This is a genomic window from Chryseobacterium culicis, assembly GCF_900108365.1.
GTDB classification, from domain to species: domain Bacteria; phylum Bacteroidota; class Bacteroidia; order Flavobacteriales; family Weeksellaceae; genus Chryseobacterium; species Chryseobacterium culicis.
In genome coordinates, this window is the sequence record NZ_FNWQ01000003.1 from 252,845 (window position 1) to 272,489 (window position 19,645).

At 37.6% G+C, this 19,645-nt stretch carries 18 protein-coding genes; 15 read left to right on the top strand and 3 right to left on the bottom strand.

The annotated features are described in order from the left end of the window. Positions 1-27: 27 nt before the first annotated feature. The 9 genes from BLW74_RS12860 (at position 28) to BLW74_RS12900 (ending at position 13,359) form a co-directional block, all read left to right on the top strand. Positions 28-2,286 (top strand): T9SS type B sorting domain-containing protein, encoded by a 2,259-nt coding sequence (locus BLW74_RS12860; protein ID WP_089692813.1) that lies wholly within the window; start codon positions 28-30, stop codon positions 2,284-2,286. A 158-nt stretch (positions 2,287-2,444) separates the two neighbouring features. Then, a complete protein-coding gene (locus BLW74_RS12865; RefSeq protein WP_089692814.1) occupies positions 2,445-4,703 on the top strand; it encodes a T9SS type B sorting domain-containing protein in 2,259 nt (752 codons plus the stop codon). A gap of 123 nt (positions 4,704-4,826) precedes the next feature. Then, positions 4,827-5,453: an NAD(P)H-dependent oxidoreductase gene (locus BLW74_RS12870; RefSeq protein WP_089692815.1), complete on the top strand. Its 627-nt coding sequence runs from the start codon at positions 4,827-4,829 to the stop codon at positions 5,451-5,453. A gap of 31 nt (positions 5,454-5,484) precedes the next feature. Further along, positions 5,485-7,056, top strand: coding sequence for an L-aspartate oxidase (nadB, locus tag BLW74_RS12875; protein WP_089692816.1), 1,572 nt, complete (start codon positions 5,485-5,487; stop codon positions 7,054-7,056). A 12-nt stretch (positions 7,057-7,068) separates the two neighbouring features. Beyond that, positions 7,069-7,929, top strand: coding sequence for a carboxylating nicotinate-nucleotide diphosphorylase (gene nadC / locus BLW74_RS12880; protein WP_089692817.1), 861 nt, complete (start codon positions 7,069-7,071; stop codon positions 7,927-7,929). 208 nt (positions 7,930-8,137) lie between these two features. Next, the gene (locus BLW74_RS12885; protein WP_089692818.1) at positions 8,138-10,723 is read left to right on the top strand and encodes a TonB-dependent receptor; all 2,586 of its coding nucleotides are present in this window, start codon (positions 8,138-8,140) and stop codon (positions 10,721-10,723) included. An 86-nt stretch (positions 10,724-10,809) separates the two neighbouring features. Beyond that, on the top strand, positions 10,810-11,241 hold the full coding sequence (locus BLW74_RS12890) for a hypothetical protein (protein ID WP_089692819.1): 432 nt from the start codon (positions 10,810-10,812) through the stop codon (positions 11,239-11,241). 66 nt (positions 11,242-11,307) lie between these two features. After that, complete coding sequence (locus tag BLW74_RS12895) at positions 11,308-12,300, top strand: aspartate-semialdehyde dehydrogenase (protein WP_089692820.1); 993 nt, start codon at positions 11,308-11,310, stop codon at positions 12,298-12,300. Positions 12,301-12,360: 60 nt separating this feature from the next. Beyond that, positions 12,361-13,359, top strand: coding sequence for a cation diffusion facilitator family transporter (locus tag BLW74_RS12900; protein WP_089692821.1), 999 nt, complete (start codon positions 12,361-12,363; stop codon positions 13,357-13,359). Positions 13,360-13,389: 30 nt separating this feature from the next. Here the strand turns inward: BLW74_RS12900 and BLW74_RS12905 are convergent, their stop codons facing one another. Then, positions 13,390-13,836: an exosortase F system-associated membrane protein gene (locus BLW74_RS12905; protein ID WP_089692822.1), complete on the bottom strand. Its 447-nt coding sequence runs from the start codon at positions 13,834-13,836 to the stop codon at positions 13,390-13,392. After that, on the bottom strand, positions 13,823-14,353 hold the full coding sequence (gene xrtF / locus BLW74_RS12910) for an exosortase family protein XrtF (protein WP_089692823.1): 531 nt from the start codon (positions 14,351-14,353) through the stop codon (positions 13,823-13,825). The genes BLW74_RS12905 and xrtF overlap by 14 nt, the downstream gene beginning before the upstream one ends. Positions 14,354-14,579: 226 nt before the next feature. Between xrtF and BLW74_RS12915 the strand changes: the two genes are divergently transcribed. The 6 genes from BLW74_RS12915 (at position 14,580) to BLW74_RS12940 (ending at position 19,020) form a co-directional block, all read left to right on the top strand. Continuing rightward, positions 14,580-15,599, top strand: coding sequence for an aminoglycoside phosphotransferase family protein (locus BLW74_RS12915; RefSeq protein WP_089692824.1), 1,020 nt, complete (start codon positions 14,580-14,582; stop codon positions 15,597-15,599). A gap of 106 nt (positions 15,600-15,705) precedes the next feature. Beyond that, positions 15,706-16,122 carry a RapZ C-terminal domain-containing protein gene (locus BLW74_RS12920; RefSeq protein WP_089692825.1) on the top strand — a complete coding sequence of 139 codons (417 nt, stop codon included), beginning with the start codon at positions 15,706-15,708 and terminating at the stop codon, positions 16,120-16,122. A gap of 70 nt (positions 16,123-16,192) precedes the next feature. After that, a complete protein-coding gene (locus tag BLW74_RS12925) occupies positions 16,193-16,906 on the top strand; it encodes a nucleotidyltransferase family protein (RefSeq protein ID WP_089692826.1) in 714 nt (237 codons plus the stop codon). A gap of 8 nt (positions 16,907-16,914) precedes the next feature. Then, positions 16,915-17,667, top strand: coding sequence for an LOG family protein (locus tag BLW74_RS12930; RefSeq protein ID WP_051934163.1), 753 nt, complete (start codon positions 16,915-16,917; stop codon positions 17,665-17,667). 58 nt (positions 17,668-17,725) lie between these two features. Next, positions 17,726-18,196, top strand: coding sequence for a DUF6702 family protein (locus tag BLW74_RS12935; protein ID WP_228424894.1), 471 nt, complete (start codon positions 17,726-17,728; stop codon positions 18,194-18,196). A 272-nt stretch (positions 18,197-18,468) separates the two neighbouring features. Beyond that, a complete protein-coding gene (locus BLW74_RS12940) occupies positions 18,469-19,020 on the top strand; it encodes an inclusion body family protein (protein ID WP_089692828.1) in 552 nt (183 codons plus the stop codon). A gap of 43 nt (positions 19,021-19,063) precedes the next feature. Here the strand turns inward: BLW74_RS12940 and BLW74_RS12945 are convergent, their stop codons facing one another. Beyond that, positions 19,064-19,570 (bottom strand): DUF7336 domain-containing protein, encoded by a 507-nt coding sequence (locus tag BLW74_RS12945; RefSeq protein WP_089692829.1) that lies wholly within the window; start codon positions 19,568-19,570, stop codon positions 19,064-19,066. Between the last annotated feature and the right edge of the window lie 75 nt (positions 19,571-19,645).

Here is a 19,645-nt window from a genome sequence, read left to right on the forward strand (position 1 = left end):
TTACACATTAATAAAAGTCCCATCTACATGAATAAAAATCTATTTTTGTATTTATCTGTTTTTTTACTCTGTATAGCCGGGAAGTCCTTTGCCCAGACTTATCAGCTTATCGGCAACCCAGTAAACACTACTGGATGGACGATGGTTTCGCCTACGCAGGTAAACACAGATTTTATTCAGCTCACCCCGGACACTAACAACCAATCCGGCTCTATCAGACTGAATGACCCTATTAACTTAAAATATTGTGATAAATGGAGGGTGGAATTCGATTTCAGAATGGATTCCAATCAAACCTCTAACGGAGATGGAATTGCATTCTGGTATCTCGCTAATCCACCTGTTGCAAGCGTATTGGGATCCGGCCTTGGTGTATCTCAGAATGCAGTAGGGCTTGTTGTAGGACTTGACACCTACAATAATACAACAACAGCGACAATGAGTAAAGTTCACGTTGCTTACGGGCAGGTTCAAAACACCACCGATACCAATAATGTAGAATTCTTCAACGTACCGGGAAGCTCCTTTCATTCACCAGATCTGAATACTACTCAACCTTTCCAAGGAACCACCTTTAAGCACGTAGAAGTTACAGCTCAGGTAGACCCTGCGGCTCCCACCAGCTGGATCATTAAAATAACAATAGACGGCAATGTAATTTGCAACCAGTCTTTTGCTCCGTCAGGCACAGCCGCTGCTATGACTGTTGGATATTTTGGGTTTTCAGCCTCTACCGGAGGGGCAAGATCCAGACATTCCATTAAAAATGTAAAAATTTATACGGATAAGGTTCCCATTTTACAGAATTCAGCCACTCAGTCTTTCTGTCCAAATCCTACTACCGGATACGGATCTGTGAACCTGACGACGTTCAATTCGCAATTTGTGAGCAATCCATCCAATTATACATTTACCTATTATCCCTTTGGAAGTTCAACACCTATTGCCAACCCTGCCAATTATCAGTTTAATGCCAATGCAACGGTTACAGTCGTTATTAAAGACAATGCAGGTTTACTTTGTGACAATCCGGATGGTAAGATCTTATTGGTTCTGGCTCCTTTCAAAGCGGAAGATAAAACCATTACGGTATGCAATAATAATAAAGCAGGAAGTGCCGTTTTCAATTTAAATACCGCTCCTGTTACGAGTGTTCCCGGAGTTACTAAAAAATATTATAAAACATTAGCAGATCTCAATGCGGACATAAATGAAATTCAAAATCCCGGAAATTACATATCCGTTCCCGGGGTGGTTTATGTAAAGGTAACCACTCCACAGGGATGTACAGGTAACGCAAAAATCACACTGGCATTCTATGCGGATACGCCCGTGAAAGAAGCTACTCTGAGATCATGTTTCATTGAAAATAATATCACAAGTGCTATCTTTAATTTAACTTCCGCAGACGTAACCTCTTTAGGGTCAGGTGCCGCCAAAAAATATTACACTTCTGCGGCCAATGCTTTAGACGGCGTGAATGAAATCATGAACCCTCTTCAGTACCTGTCTCCGAGCACTGCCGTATATGCAAAAGTAACAGATGCTAACGGGTGTTTTAACATTGCTAAAATCAATCTTATTGTATTACCTCCTACACCATCTTCTGTTCTGAAAGATAAAACGATTTGTATTGGTGAGAAAACAGATCTGGATGCAGGTCCAGGATTTGATGGCTACGAATGGAGCACAGGAGCAACAACCTCATCTATTAAGGATGTGGGAGTAGGGAGTTACTGGGTAAAACTGAAAACAGGAAACTGTATCACTACACAGATTGTTAATGTAAAAGCATCTGCAAATCCTGTTATCTCAAGCATTGATATTGACAACAATACAATTACTGTAAATGTAGCAGGGGGAAAACCAGCCTATCAGTTTTCGCTGGATGGTGTTAATTGGCAGACCAGCAATGTATTTACAGGACTGGCAAGAGGAGAAGTAAGGGTGTATGTAAAGGACTTCTATAACTGTACTCCTGTTGAAATTCAGATCACCGTACCGAATCTGATTAATGCCATCACTCCAAACGGAGATAATGTAAACGACTTTATTGACTACTCTGCACTCGCTTACAAGAAAAACCTGGTTTTCATTGTTTATGACAGATATGGCAATAAACTGTATGAAGCAGGAAAAATGAGAAACTTTACCTGGGACGGAACAGCTTCCGGTAAAAAAGTTCTTACAGGGACTTACTGGTACACCATCTCATGGACAGAAAATAACAAAGACAATACTGAAACCAAATACTCAGGCTGGGTATTGGTTAAAAACAGAGAATAAACTTATGATCAGAAACTACCTCCTTGGGGGTAGTTTCGGTATTAAAAAAAGAAACTGCCCAATCTGAGATGGGAACTTTTTTATTCCCTAATTACCAATTCAACGTTAAAAAACAATTTTATTTCTAAGATTAAGTATAACATCACAATCCATCCACTATGAAAAAAGATATACTCATTTTTGTACTGACTATCTTATTATGCGTGCCGGGAAAACTATTTTCACAAACCTACCAGCTTACCGGAAACCCCGTAAATACAACCGGCTGGGATCTTGTCTCTGATGCTGTCGTAAGCGGAGACTTTGTAAGATTGACCACCGATCAGACCAGCAAATATGGAGCAGTAAAATTATCCACGCCAATCACCCTTAGCTATTGCGACAAATGGAAAGTAGAATTCGACTTCAGAATTGACGGCAACGGAACTGCACAGTTTGGAAAAGGGGACGGCTTTACATTCTGGTACCTTGCCAATCCGCCAACAGGTTTCGTATCCGGAGGAGGATTAGGTATTCCGGCCAATGCTTCAGGGCTGATGGTTGGTTTTGATATTTTCAACAACACTACAGAAGGTCAGATGAGTAAAGTTCATATCCTTTATGGTACAAATAACACCGCAGGTAATAATATCGAATACAATACCACCCCGGGAAGCACATTCCACTCTCCGGACCTTATTGCCACTCAGCCATTTGTAGGAGACACTTACAGACATGTTGAAGTAAATGGAGAAACAGATCTTACCAATCCTACCAACTGGATTATCAAGGTAAGAATCAACGGTGTATTAATTGTAGATCAGTCATTTGCTCCGTCGGGAGGTGCAGTAGGAATGTCACAGGGATATTTTGGTTTCTCTGCAGCCACCGGGGGTGCCAGTGCAAGACATTCCATTAAAGATGTTAAAGTATATGTAGATAAAGTTCCTATTCTGAGCAATACGATTAGTCCATTCGTATGTACAAACCCTGCTACAGGAAATGGCACAGTAGATCTTACTTCTTATAATTCTCAATTTGTAACTAATCCCGGAAACTATATTTTCACCTATTATCTGTTGGGAAGCTCTACTCCTATTGCTAATCCTACTGCTTTCCAGTACTCAGGAAATACTACAATTAAGGTGATTGTAAAAGATCCTAGTTCTACGCTATGCGATAATGGTGACGGCGTGATACAGCTTAATCCAACTCCCTTTGCGGCAACTGATGCCACACTCACCGGATGTAATAACAATAATGCCGGAACAGCAACCTTTGATCTCAACACTGCAGCAGTAACCACCGTTGCCGGAGTAACCAAGGAGTTCTATCCTACCTTATATGATCTCAACAATGGCACAAATCAAATAACAAATCCTTCTTCCTATGCATCTGCAGCGGCCACAATATATGTGAAGGTAACCACTCCTCAAGGCTGTGTAAGTACATCTAAAATTACGCTGAATATTTATCCCGTTGTTGTTGTCAATGATGTTGAGATAAAATCATGCTTTATTGAAGCCAATCCTTCTATGGCCTCCTTCAATCTGGTAGCAGCTGTAGTTTCTCAGGGCGGGCTTACAAAAGAGTATTACCCATCACTGACCGATGCGATCAGCGGAACCAATGCAATCTCGACTCCAACGGCATATATCGCTCCTAATGGAGTAGCTTATATTAAAGTATTCGATGCAAACGGCTGTTATTCTATTGCTAAAGTTACCTTAACAGTGATACCACCTGTCTTCTCAAGAACTTTGCATGACCAGACCATTTGTATTGAAAACACCACAACGTTAGATGCAGGCGCAGGCTTCAAAAGCTATGAATGGAGTACAGGAGCTACCACGCAGTCTATCAAGAATGTAGGAGTAGGTACTTATTGGGTTAAACTTAAAACAGGAGACTGTATTGCTACACAGAAAGTAACTGTATATCCTTCTGACAATCCTGTTATTACCACTGTTGACATTTCCGGAAGCACAGTCACCATATATGCTAACGGCGGAACTCCTCCTTATCAGTATTCTATGGATAATATTAACTGGCAGGATTCTAATGTCTTTACCAATATTGCAAGAGGAGAAGCTAAAGTGTATGTAAGAGACGGCTATAAGTGCGTTCCTGTTGAAGTCAATATCACCGTACCCAATCTGATTAACGTAATTACGCCTAATGATGACGGAATTAATGATTTTGTAGACTACTCAGCATTAGCCAACAAACAAAATCTGGAAATAGCTATCTTTGACAGATACGGCTATAAGATGTTCCAGGCAGATAAAACAAATGGCTACAAATGGACAGGTACCACCAACGGAAGTAAAAAAGTTCCTACAGGAAATTACTGGTACTCTGTTTCATGGAATGAAAATAATAAAAACAGTACTCCGATAAAATTCTCAGGCTGGATTGTTGTAAAAAACAGAGAATAATTACACTTTCCAACCCATCAAAAAGAATCACCCTGCATGCCGGGGTGATTTTTTTGCATTAACAGGCAGGAGATATTTCATTTTAAAGACCCTTTATTCATATTCAATTCTTAAATTTGTCCTATGCATTATTTGGAAGCTTTAAGCAGAAGATATTCTGTAAAAAAATTCAATCATCAGATTATTCCTCAGGAAACCCTTCACAACATTCTTGAGTCAGGAAAGCTGTCTGCAAGTTCACTGGGGCTTCAGCCCTATAAAATGGTGATTGTTGAAAGTGAGGAAATGAAGAAGAAACTGATCCCTGCTTTCTATAATCCTTCTCAGATCTCCACCTGTTCTCATCTTGTTGTTATTATTTCAAAGAAAGTTATTGAAGAGCACTATATCCGGGGATATTTTAATCATATTTCTGAAGTAAGAGATACTCCTCTTGAACAGCTGGATCCATTCAGAAAGAGCATTAACCAGCATATCACACAAAAAACACAGGATGAAATTTTCAACTGGGCAGAAAAGCAGTCTTACATCGTATTGGCCAATCTTATGTATGCTGCGGCTATCGAAAATATAGACTCCTGTCCTATGGAAGGCTTCCGCCAGGATATTATAGAAGAGATTCTCAGTATAGATCCGGAAACAGAAAAAGTAACCGTTACCCTCGCTTTAGGCTACCGTTCTGAAGAAGACTACTTCCAGCACATGAAAAAAGTAAGAAAACCAAACGAAAAATTGTTTAAATTTATTTAATATTTTAAACGATTGTACCTAAAGCAAGCATATGATAAAAGCGGATGTATTAGTAATCGGTTCCGGCATTTCCGGACTTTCCTATGCCATTAAAGTTTCTGAACAGCTCCCTGATGCCAAAATCATTATCGTAACAAAATCTGACGAAGACGAAAGCAATACAAAATATGCCCAGGGCGGTCTGGCTGTTGTTACAGATTTTCAAAATGATAATTTTCAAAAACACATTGACGATACCATGCGTGCCGGTGACGGTGAAAACAAACGTGATGTTGTAGAAATGGTAGTAAGAGAAGCCCCGGCAAGATTCAATGAAATTGTAGAATGGGGTGCCCAGTTCGACATGAAAAATGGCAAATTTGCTTTAGGAAGAGAAGGAGGCCATACCGAAAACAGAATCGTCCATCACAAAGATATTACAGGTTTTGAGATTGAAAGGGCATTACTGGAAACCGCCAAAAACAGCCCGAATATTGAAATCCTGGATCATCATTATGTGATTGATATCATTACCCAGCACCACGTTCCGGGAAAAGAACTTAATGAAGGGGACATCCACTGTTATGGCGCTTATATTCTGGATGAAAAATCCAAAACGATCAAAAAAATCACTTCTAAAATAACCCTGGCTGCCACAGGAGGAGCCGGGCATGTTTATAAAAATACGACCAATCCTACGATTGCCACTGGAGACGGAATTGCTTTTGTAGCCAGGGCCAAAGGAAAAGTTTCCAATATGCAGTACTATCAGTTCCACCCAACAGCTTTATACAGCAAAATGGATGGAATGCTGTTTTTAATTTCCGAAGCCGTCCGTGGAGACGGAGCAAAATTGAGAACAAAGAGGGGTGAAAAATTCATGCATAAATATGATGAACGAGAAGAACTTGCCTCAAGAGATATTGTCGCAAGAGCTATTGATGCTGAAATGAAAATTACCGGAGACGAATTTGTAGGGTTAGATTGTAAGGAAATGAATCATGAAAAATTCTTAGAACATTTCCCGAATATCTATAAAAAGTGCAAAGACGAAGGAATAGATCCTTTCACCCAGTTAATTCCCGTTGTTCCTGCCTGTCACTATTTGATGGGTGGTATTGAAGTAGACAGGGACGGACAGTCTTCCATCAGAAATCTTTTTGCTGTAGGAGAATGTACCAACTCCGGACTTCACGGAGCCAACAGACTGGCCTCCAACTCATTACTTGAAGGATTGGTTTTCGGACATAATGCTGCTATGAAAACAGTAGATCTTCTGAATGAAAACAATTTTAACTTTGATGATCTTAAAGCTGTTCCGGAATGGAATGAGGAAGGAATGAAGATCATGGATGAAATGGTTATCGTAAGCTACCTGAGAAAGCAGCTCCAGGAAATGATGAGTGATCTGGTAGGTATCGTAAGAAGCAACAGACGTCTGAATATGGCTTTACAAAAGCACCAGGAGATCGCAGCTGCAGTGGATGAAATCTATCACTACTCCATTCTTTCGCCACAACTTTCAGAATTAAGAAACCTAACAACCGTTGCCCACCTCATCATTAGCCAGTCTATGGAAATGACAGAGAACAAGGGAGCATTTTATAATAAAGATTTAGCCTAAAAGCAGTACAAAATGAAAAGACCAGCATACGTAACCGATAAAGCATTAAAAACATTTATAAAAAGTGCCCTTGAAGAAGATATTCAGGATGGTGACCACTCTACCCTTTCTACCATTCCGCAGGATCTTGTGCAAAGTGCAAAGCTTTTGGTAAAACAGGACTGTATTCTTGCAGGGGTGGAGCTGGCAGAAATTATTTTTAAAACGTTTGATAAAAATCTGAAAGTTGAAGTTTTCATTAAAGATGGAACTCCCTGTAAATTCGGAGATGTGGCTCTTATTGTAACGGGAAGCGCAAGATCTATCCTTTCTACCGAAAGATTTGTTCTGAACTGCATGCAAAGAATGAGTGGGATTGCAACCCTTACCCACGACTGGGATTCAAGATTGGTAGGAACAAAAACCAAGCTTTTAGATACAAGAAAAACGACCCCAAATTTCAGGATATGCGAAAAATGGGCGGTTGCCATTGGAGGTGGAACTAATCACAGATATGGACTTTATGATATGATCATGCTGAAAGACAACCATATTGATTACAACGGAAGTATTACCAATGCAGTGGCAATGGCAAAGGACTACGTTAAAAAGAATAAGAAAAAGTTAAAAATAGAGGTTGAAACAAGAAACCTGGAAGAAGTTCAGGAAGCAATTAATGCAAAAGTAGACAGAATCATGCTTGATAACATGGATGTTAAAACCATGAAACAGGCTGTAAAGATGATTAATGGTTCATGTGAGTCTGAAGCTTCAGGCGGAATCAGCCGCGATATGCTTAAAGAAATTGCCTCAACAGGAGTTACATTTATCTCTGCTGGAGCCCTTACACACTCTGCGGAGAATATAGATTTGAGTCTCAAAGCAGTGAAATAGCTTTATATTTTTAATAAAAACACACCCTCTTTGTTAAAAATTCAATAACATGACTTTTTTCATGCAAAAATTCAATTTTTAGTCATATTGCTGATTTTCAACATTTTAATATTATTAAGATTGATTAAAAATTAACATTGAGTTAATAATAGTTAAATTTTATTTTGCGAATTTTGCAGAAAATTAAATCTAATTATTACTAACGATTATGAAATTAATCAACAAATCGATACTAACTGCGGTTATTACTTTATCTACAGCTAGTGTTTATTACGCTCAACAAGTTCAGGATACAGCGCAAGCTAAGTCTAAAGATATTGATGAGGTAATCTTAAGAGGTGTAACGGATATCGCTAAAGATAGAAAGACACCAGTTGCAGTATCTACAATCAAAGCTGCTCAAATCCTTGAAAGACAAGGAAACCAGGAGTTGGTAGAATTGCTAAACACAACACCATCCGTATATGCTACAAAAGGAGGTGGTGGATTTGGAGATTCTCAGATCACTATGCGTGGTTTTGAATCAAGAAACATCGCAGTAATGGTAAATGGTATGCCTGTAAATGATATGGAGGGTGGTACTGTTTATTTCTCAAACTGGACCGGTTTATCAGATGTTACAAGTACAATGCAGGTACAAAGAGGTTTAGGTTCTTCTAAACTTGCCATTGCATCGGTAGGAGGTACAATGAACTTCCTGACAAAATCAGCTGATATGAAAAGAGGTGGGATTCTAAGATTCGGAGTTGGTAACAATGACTATCTTAAAACTTCCTTCGCTTACAACACAGGAAAATCTGAAAACGGATGGTCATCTTCCATCTTAATGAGCAGACAAGCTGGTAGCACTTATATAGAAAACACACAATACGAATCTTATGCTTATTATTTTGCATTAGGTTGGGAGCCCAATAAGAAACACAATTTCCAGTTTACCCTAACTTCTGCACCTCAATGGCATAACCAGAGAACATTCTCTCCAACAATCCAAAACTACATCAAGTACAATCCGGATCAAGATGGAACACCGTACAGACAGTATAACTCTGATTATGGTTACTACACTGATGCCAATGGGAACAAAGTATCATTGGCTAACAGAGCAAACTATTACTCTAAGCCTGTAATGATGTTAAACTGGGATTGGACAATGAGCGAAAAATCCAAGTTAAGTACTGTTTTATACATGTCTAATGGTAGAGGTGGTGGAACTGGTGAAATCGGTAGAGTTGGAGGAAAAGGAATCACTGATCCTTCTTTTATTGATGGAGGCGGTCACTTCAACTATGACGCTATTTTCGCAGCAAACAAGGCTGTCAATGTAAATACAGCAAATGCCGGCAGCACTTTGATCCGTAGATCAAGTATCAACTCTCACAACTGGTATGGTATCTTGGCTAACTTCCAGCACAAACTTAATGATAACTGGAATTTCTCAATCGGTACAGATGACAGATATTATTATGGTTACCATTATCAGGTAGCTTCTGACTTATATGGAGCTTCAGGATACAAGGATAGCAACAACAAAAATATTGCTCCGAATATTGTAAACAAAACTTATAATTACCAACAGCTAACCTGGAATCCTTTCGGAGGAAAAACAGCTCCTATCCAGGATCAAATTGGTTACAGTAACGACGGAGAAGTTATCTGGTATAGCGGTTTCGGTCAGGTTGAGTTTAATAAAAACAACTTCTCTGCATTCTTACAGGGATCGGTTTCTAACCAAGGATACCAAAGAATTGATAACTTCATTCAAGATGGTGTAACTAAACAGCAAGGTCAGGTTGTTAACACAAAAACTGGATTCAAAAATCTTTTTGGATATAACATCAAAGGAGGTGCTAACTATAACATTAATGCAAATCATAATGTTTTTGCTAATATCGGATACTATAGCAAGCAGCCATTCTTCAATTCTGTATATCCAAGTAACTTCCAAGTAGTTAACCCAACTTTAACTAACGAAAAAATATTCTCTGCCGAAGTTGGATATGGTTTCAGATCGCAAAAACTTAGTGCGAACGTAAACCTTTACAGAACTTCATGGGGAGACAGATGGTTAAGAAGAACAAATCAGACATTTACTCTACCTGATAATACAACTACTACTGGATATGCAGAAATTAGTGGTATTACTGAAATCCACCAGGGAGTTGAAGTAGATGCTACTTACAGACCAACTAGTTACCTTGAATTCCAGGGTATGTTCTCATGGGGTGATTATTATTATAAAGGTAATGCTACTGGTGCTGCTTTTGATGATAACAACAATCCTCTTACTTTAGCTGGAACTTCTACATCTACCACACTTTATTTAGATAAAGTAAAAGTAGGAGGAACAAGTAATAACAGTATTCCTCAGATGACAGCATCATTAGGAGCTACTGTAAAACCAGTTAAAGACCTTAGCATCTTCGGAACTTGGAGATATGTAGGTAAATTGTATTCTTCAATTGATATCGCTACATTCTCTAATCAGGCAGCACAGGATAAAGGAGTTATGAAGTTACCGGATTTCAACCTTTTTGATGTAGGATTCTCTTACAAAATCAGATTAAGAGATGCTTCTCAATATTTCACGATTGGTGCAAACGTATACAACTTGTTTGATACTACTTATATTTCTGATGCTTCTACAAACGTATTCACGAAAACTAGTGATCAGTTTGCGACAGCAGCTCAATATGAGGCTTATCAATCTACTCTGTACAAAGGAATTGATCCTACTAACCGTGTACTTTTCGGATTCGGAAGAACATGGGCAGCTAACCTATCATTCAACTTCTAATAATATCACAATATTAGATTTTATAAATATCAATCCCGGCTTTGAGCCGGGATTTTTGTTATCTTTGTGTACAAAAAATAGAAAGTATGGATTTTTACAACATTTTACTTAATGCCCATAAAGGTTTCGGGTATCTTGAAATTCTTTTGGTAACATTATTTATCATTGCCCTTTTAGCTACCATGTTCGGTTTCAGTGGAAAAGTGAACAAATTTTTGAAGAAAACAACACTATTTACAATGATTTTCTTCCATGTTCAGTTTTTATTGGGAATCATTATGCTGATCACCACTTTCAGCAAAGGATTAAATATGGGAGAAGTAATGAAAAATGCAGCATTGAGATTCCAATATGTTGAACATCCTTTCTCTATGCTTATTGCAGCTGTTTTGATGACTATTGTTAACAAAAAAGTAAAATCCAACGATACTATTTCTTTAGGGGTAGTAATTATGGGGCTGATTGCAGTAGGTTTATTTGCATTCGCGTTTCCTTGGACAAGAGTCTTCGGGGCTTAAAAAGATAAAGAAATTATATGCGTTATAATTTATAAATAGTTTAATCTTAAATTTTTAATTAAATCAATGAAAGTAGCTGTAGTAGGTTCAACAGGAATGGTTGGACAAGTTATGCTTAAAGTTTTGGAGGAGAGAAACTTCCCTGTAACAGAATTAATCCCGGTAGCATCCGAAAGATCTGTAGGCAAGAAGGTGAAGTATAAACAGAAGGAATTTACCATCGTAAGCATGAAGGACGCTATAGCTGCCAAACCGGATATTGCAATCTTCTCTGCTGGAGGGTCTACCTCTCTTGAATTCGCTCCCTTATTCGCAGAAGCAGGAACAACAGTAATTGACAATTCTTCTGCTTGGAGAATGGATCCTGACAAAAAACTAGTCGTTCCGGAGATCAATGCTGATGTTTTAACAAAAGAAGATAAAATCATTGCAAATCCGAATTGTTCTACCATTCAGCTGGTAATGGTTCTTGGACCATTGAACAAGAAATATGATTTAAAAAGAGTAATTGTTTCTACCTACCAGTCTGTAACCGGAACTGGAAAAGCTGCTGTAGACCAGTTAAACGGCGAAATCAGCGGAGATAATTCTACTGAAAAAGTATATCCTTATCAGATCTTCAAAAATGCATTGCCGCACTGTGATGTATTTGCAGATGATGACTACACCAAAGAAGAGATTAAACTGATGAAGGAACCTAAGAAAATTTTAGGGGATGACACCTTCAACTTAACAGCAACTGCGGTAAGAGTTCCGGTTCAGGGAGGACATTCTGAAAGTGTAAATATCGAATTTGAAAATGAATTTGAACTGGATGAAGTAAGAAAAATCTTATCCGAAACTCCGGGAGTCATTGTCATGGATGATGTGAAAAACAACCACTATCCTATGCCATTATATTCTGAAGGTAAAGACGAAGTTTTCGTAGGAAGAATAAGACGAGACCTGTCACAGCCTAAGACGCTCAATCTCTGGATTGTAGCAGATAACCTGAGGAAAGGAGCAGCAACAAACGCTGTACAAATTGCAGAATACATTGTAGCAAACAACTTAGTATAAACTAACAAAATAAAAAAGAGTCTCAAAATTGAGATTCTTTTTTTTATCAAACTCTTCATAATGAATACCCAGAAAAGTACCCACAAAGAGAAAATAGGATTTCAAAAGCTCATTGCAGTATTTGGTGTGATCCTTTTTATCGGAAAGATTATTGCCTGGAAACTCACCAATTCCGATGCCGTCTTTTCCGATGCCATGGAAAGCATCGTAAACGTCATCAGTGCATTTATGGGGCTTTATTCCCTCCATCTTGCCGCCAAACCTAAAGATGAAGACCATCCGTACGGCCACGGAAAAGTAGAATTCGTTACTTCCGGTATTGAAGGAGCTTTGATCGCCATAGCAGGGGTTATGATCATCTATGAAGGTATTCACAGCCTTATCGTGGGGAAAACACTGAGTAAAATTGATCTGGGAATATGGATTATTGCTGCCACGGCCATTATCAATTATCTTCTGGGTTATATTTCCATAAAAAAAGGAGAGAGAGAAAATTCTCTGGTTCTTATTTCATCCGGCAAACACCTTCAGTCTGACACCATCACAACACTGGGAGTGGTAGGAAGCTTAATTATTGTTTATTTTACTAAAATTTACTGGCTGGATTCTGTAGTGGCTCTTACTTTTGGACTTTATATCATATTTGTAGGCTATAAAATCGTCCGAAAATCTTTAAGCGGGATTATGGATGAACAGGATCCTGAAATACTCAATCAGGTCATTAGAATCCTTGAAGAAAACAGACACGCAGAATGGATAGATGTACACAATATGAAAATTCAGCAATTCGGTTCTTCACTGCATATTGATGCTCATATTACATTGCCATGGTATTACGACCTTCGTGATGCTCATGGAGAGATGGAACAAGTCATTATTCTTCTTGCCCAAAATATTAAACGAACTATTGAGTTCAATTTCCATATGGACGACTGTAAGCCGATTTCATGCCCGGTCTGCCAGATCAAAGAATGCCCTGTTCGTGAGAAAGATTTTGTAAAACGCATAGAATGGACACCGGAAAATGTAACCAGTGTAGATAAGCACACTGTAGAATAACGTACAGGAAAATCAGATAACAAAATCTTGCTAATTTCCTGAACTTTCTTTACCCATCATCTGCTTCCTGTAATAAAACATCGGAACAATTAAAAGTATGATCAGTGGCTGAATCACAAATCTTCTCATGTAAAACGAAAAAAGATATCCTACTTCAAATCTTTCCGAAATACAATACAGATAAATAGGCAGGGCAATGATAAAAACAATGGTAATCATCACAGCTCCCTGCAGAGTCCATCGCTTATTGTGAAATACACCATAGATAATCAGGCAGGAAAACATAAGATTCAAAAGAAACCGAAACAGATGCCCGGCAATCAGTTTCCCCCATTTAAATGCCGGAAACTCAATATTTTTATTGGCTTCATGGAAGTAATCAAGGAATGGATCATAAAAAAGAGTACTTTCCAGAGCCCTCACTCCTATCAATCCGCAGATTCCTGCTATAATGAGAAGCCAACTAATAGTTTTCATGTTGTAAAGCAAAAAATTTAATCCAAACCAGCCAAAGCAAAACAACAGTTCCATAAATAACAGCAGGAAAAATAAAATCGTGGAACATTTTTCCATACTGCTCATAACCAGACATTACAATATTCAATCCCACAATTCTCAGGAGATTCATAATATACAGTAAAACCAATCCTACTCCCACAAAAATGAAGGTTTTTGCTCCTTTATAAAATGCGAAAACAAATGATACAAAAAGAATGATGACAGAAACAGCATTACAGCCTTCCACCATCCTTGTCTCGTATCGGTCTTTTACATAAAACCAAACCTGCTCATTCTTTACATCATCATAAAGCTGCGTAGGATACCCCAGCACATTCTGTATAGAAGCTACCTGATTGGCAATAACTCTTGAAAAAGGATCCAACCCGGAATCTTTACCATTATTAAGATAAAGCTGGTAAGCAAAAAGCAGCACCAGATAAATAATGATAAAACGCAATAAAATACCTAAAACAGGTTTAAAGTCTTTCAGCATAGTGCAAAGATAAAAATTAGCCCTTAATATCCTGAATCTGAATAAAGAAAGTTAAAAACTCTCCCCTAAAACCGACAATAATCTATACAAAACTGATAATCTTCTCAAAGATTCACGATAAACCAGATCTTCGGCACGTCTTTACTATCAAGATCTTACCAGTTTTTTAACTTCACCCAATGATTATATTCAACTCATGTTAATTTAGTATATTTGTTTCCATATTATGACTTCTGAAAACGCAAAACGATTTTTTGAAACCCACTTAGGGAAAAAAACTTCCGAATTCATCACATTAGCCCAAAGCGGCTCTGCTAGGGTCAACTTTCTGGCAGCTGCCGGCACTGAAAAATACATCATCACCTACAATGAAAATATTCCGGAAAATGAGAGTTTTCTTTACTACTCTGAAGTATTTTCAAGGCTGCATCTTAATACGCCTTCTATTCTTGCTGTTTCTGATGACAGAAAAATGTACATTCAGGAGTTTCTGGGACAGCACACTCTTTCCGAAGTAATTGCAGAAGAACAGCTGTCTCCTACGGTAAAAGCTTTGGTAAAACAGACATTAGAAAGGCTTTTTCAACTACAGATCCAGACACAGGGAAAAATTGATTTCTCAAAAACTTTTGAATATGAAAAGTATGATGAACTTCCTGTGATTCATGATCTTTATTATTTTAAAAACTTTGTAGCCGATTTTCTGGAGCTTGAATACAACAAATCCACACTTCTGAAAGAATTTAAAAAGATTGCAGAACTTATTGAAAGCCTTGAACCCAAAGGAATTATGATCCGTGATTTCCAGGCAAGAAATATCATGGTAAATGAAAAAAACGAAGTTGCATTCATAGATTATCAGTCTGCAATGAAGGGACCATTAATGTATGATGTGATCTCATTTCTTTTTCAGGCGAAAGCCAGCTTCCCGCAAGACTTCAAAGAAGAAATGCTGCAATTCTATATTCAGCAGTTTGAAAATCCTGACACAAGAGCTCACTTAAAAAATGCGGTGATGCCTATTCAGATGATGAGATTTTTGCAGGTTTTGGGAGCATACGGATTCCGGGGTCTTATCCAGAGAAAACGACATTTCATGGCCAGCCTCGACAAAGGAATTCAAAACATCACCCAATTTGCAGAGTCCTGGGAACAGATGGATCATTATCCGGAGCTCAAAAAGGTTATTCAGCAGCTGACATCAGAAAAAGTAAAGCAAAAAATTGAGGAAATAATACATAAGTAAGTCTTCGGCTCCGCTCAGACTGACAGATCGAAATATCTGAGCAAATACGAAGCAATTTTAAGATAAATAAATAAACCTTAATGGTTTAAAAAAATATATAGAAAATATGCTAAACATCGAGATACACAGTTTTTCATACAAGAAAGGAGGAATTCCTAAAGACAGTTCAGGAAATGGCGGAGGTTTCGCTTTTGACTGCCGCGGAATTTTAAATCCGGGAAGAATTGAAGAGTATAAAATCCAGACCGGAAATGATATTGGAGTGCAGGAATATCTGGAAACAAAAACAGAAATGCCTAGGTTTTTAGAATTGGTAAAATCTCTGGTGTCTATTAATATTGACGATTATCTTGCGAGAGGTTTTGAACACCTTCAGATTAATTTCGGTTGTACTGGCGGACAGCACAGATCCGTATATTCCGCTATAAAAATTGCAGAATTTATCAAGGAAAAATATCCTGAAGGAACGATTGTTACCCTTCAGCATGATGAACAGCCGCAATTAAACATCAGTAATCTGTAATGAACAGTAAGTAATTTTCTATCTACACTTATAGTACTCATTACCAGTCACTCATTACCTCTATAATATTATGAAAGCTCTCATCTTCGCAGCAGGAAAAGGAACCAGGCTTAAGCCGTTTACAGATCATCACCCTAAAGCTCTGGCCAAAGTAAATGAAGTTCCTCTTCTGGAAAGAAATATTGTTTATCTGAAAAATTTCGGAATAACAGATTTTGTGATTAACATTCATCATTTTGGAGATCAGATTGTTGATTTTTTACATAAGAACAATAATTTCGGATGTAAAATAGAAATTTCTGATGAAACCAACGAGCTGCTGGAAACCGGTGGCGGCTTGATTTTTGCAAGAAAATTTCTTGATCATGGAGAAGATTTTTTAATCATGAATGCTGATATTCTTACAGACCTGAACATCAATGCATTGGTAGAATACCACAAAAAGATAAAAGATTTTGCTACTTTAGCGGTTTCGGACAGAGAAAGTTCGAGAAAACTCCTTTTCAATGATGATATGGTTTTGAGAGGCTGGCTGAATGTACAAACCGGTGAACAAAGGCTGGCTGAATTCAACAAAGGCTTTAAAGCTCTCGCTTTCAGTGGAATTCACTGCATCAATCCTGTCATTTTCGAAAAAATAAAAAGAACAGGCAAATTTTCTGTTATGGAAGAATATCTGGATCTGATGCAGACCGAGCATATACATGGTTTTGTACACGACAGTATTCTTATCGACGTCGGAAGACCATCATCCGTAACAGAAGCCGAGAAACATTTTAAATAAATTTTGCAATGGAAATTGATGGAACGAGGGATGAAAGTTTAGTAAACCCGGAACTTGACATTAACGAAACAAAACTACATAACAGTTTCAGACAAAAAACCTGGGACGAAACGATTACCAAAGACAGCTGGATGGTCTTCAAGGTCATGGCTGAATTTGTAGACGGCTATGAAAAACTGGCTAAAATAGGCCCATGTGTCTCTATATTTGGTTCTGCCCGACTGAAGCCGGAGAACAAATATTATGAAATGGCGGTAGATATTGCTGAAAAAATTACCAAATTAGGTTTCGGAATTATTACCGGAGGAGGACCTGGGATTATGGAAGCGGGAAATAAAGGTGCTTTCAATGCAAAAGGAAAATCTATCGGACTTAATATTGACCTTCCTTTTGAGCAGCATTTCAATCCTTACATCAATAAATCCTACTCTATGAATTTTGATTACTTCTTCGTAAGAAAAGTAATGTTTGTAAAATATTCTCAGGGATTTGTTGTAATGCCCGGAGGTTTTGGCACTTTGGATGAGCTTACGGAGGCAATGACACTGATTCAAACCAATAAAATCGGAAAATTCCCGATTGTTTTAGTAGGGAGTGAATTTTGGGGAGGATTGCTGGATTGGTTCAAGGCAACTCTGTTAAAAGAAGGTATGATTGCAGAAGATGATCTGGATCTTTATCGTGTGGTAGATACTGCTGATGAGGCTGTAGCACATATTAAGGCTTTTTATGATAAATATTCTGTGAATGTAAATTTCTAATTGGCATATTATTTGTGACTTATAACAAACAACTATGATTGTAAATCTATTAATTAAGATGAAAAAACTTTTATATATATCAGGAATTTTAACATTTTTTGTGTTAATGAGTTTTATGTATGTAGACTTTTTCTCTTCAATGACCAAAGTGGATTATATTGATGGAAGCAAGACATTGAAGTTTACCACAAAAATGAATACCAGCCATATCTCTGATGCGATAAAAATCAACCCTAATACGGCAGGATTTGAGGCAGAAGTCAAAAAATATGTGAACAATAATTTTGATGTGTTTGTCAATGGTGCTCCCAAAACGATTACCTTCACCGGAAGTCAGGTCAGCGGAGAAACTGTATGGGTATATTTTGAAACCGGAGGCGTTTCAGATATCAATACCTTAAGAATTAAAAATACGATTCTTCTAAACGCTTTTCCTAAGCAGATCAATCTGGTAAATATTGCCTATAAAGGCAGCCAGAAAACAATGAACTTCCAGAGAGGAAAAGAAGTGAACGAGGTTTCTTTTTAAATTACAATTAGATTTAACCATTATAAATGGGTACCCTGAAAAGTTAAACTTTCCAGGGTATTTTTTTTGTATTGACAAAAAATCACCCAAAAGAGATTAATTAAGTACAAATACGTAATTCCAAATTTCAGCATTTTCACTCTAATATTTTCATTTTCAACAATGTACATTTGTATTGTAATTACAACCCGACAGGTGAAGCCGTATCACTTTAATCACGGGGCGGAATCTGAAAAGCCCAACGAGTAAGAAAAAAAACAAAACTACTTATCATGGAAGATATACAACTTAGTTCATCCAGTCAGGCAATAGATGTCCTGATCGTAATTGACACAGATTATATACGGGCAAATTATAAAAGCCCCAGCACAGATCCCAATAAGCCTGTAGGAATTGACCATAACAGCCAGCATATGATTGTTTCAAATGCCAATGCCATATCAGGACAAGGTTCTGCTGACCTCAACTTCAGTGCGAGAGCCGGCGATGTAGTCTCTTTCCGGGGAACTTCAATTTATCAGAATTCTGATGATGCTGTTATTATTTACAATATTAAATACTGGTCAGGAGATCAGGTTTTTAATAATTTTGTATATAATTCTGTCCGAAGAAAGCAAGCTGCCGTACCGGATGTAAATTCTTTAAACGGCCTTCCTGCCACCTCTGCGGATATCAGCTTTGCCAGTATTGATTCGAAAGTAAGATCTACAGGAAAAGAGAACTTCTACGTACAGTTTGGACTTTATATTTTAGATCCTAAAGACAGTAACAAACAGATTCTGTACGGTTACTTTTACTGGGATCCAACAATTACGGTTAAATAAACGCAAATAAAAGAACCACTGCAATGCAGTGGTTCTCCTTTTTTTATGCGCTTCCAAATCCTGTATTCCATAAAAGTGTTGCAAGATCAAGCTCACTGATATTAAAATCATCTTGATGGTCTTTAAAACCAGGCTTGTTTTTCAGTTCCTCAATAGCATTTTCTGCTTTTTCTAAAGATGAAAATACTCCAATATATCTTTCATCATCCAGAAACGTGTGTATTGTATAATAATGGCTTACGCTGAAAACAGTATTTAAGCCTAGCCCTTTCACTGAAATACAATTTTCATCTATGTCATCACCTTTTTCAATGTAATCACGGCCAATCTCTCCTATCACCTCTTTAAATCCTTCATTCCAGTGTACTTTATCTAAAATATAATGATCTGTAACAAAACATTCCGGATAATCTCTGAATCCGGGTAGAATAACTGCTTTAGCTTTCAAATCTTCTATATCTTCAATACTATTGGAAAAACCGAGAAATTTGGTAACTGTATGGGTTTCATCAGTATAAGTATGATTCAATGCGTAAATAAAATATTCCATTTTAATTTTTTAATACTATTTATTTTCAGAAATAAAAGTATAAATTCTCTGCTGACTAAGCTTTATCCTAACTAT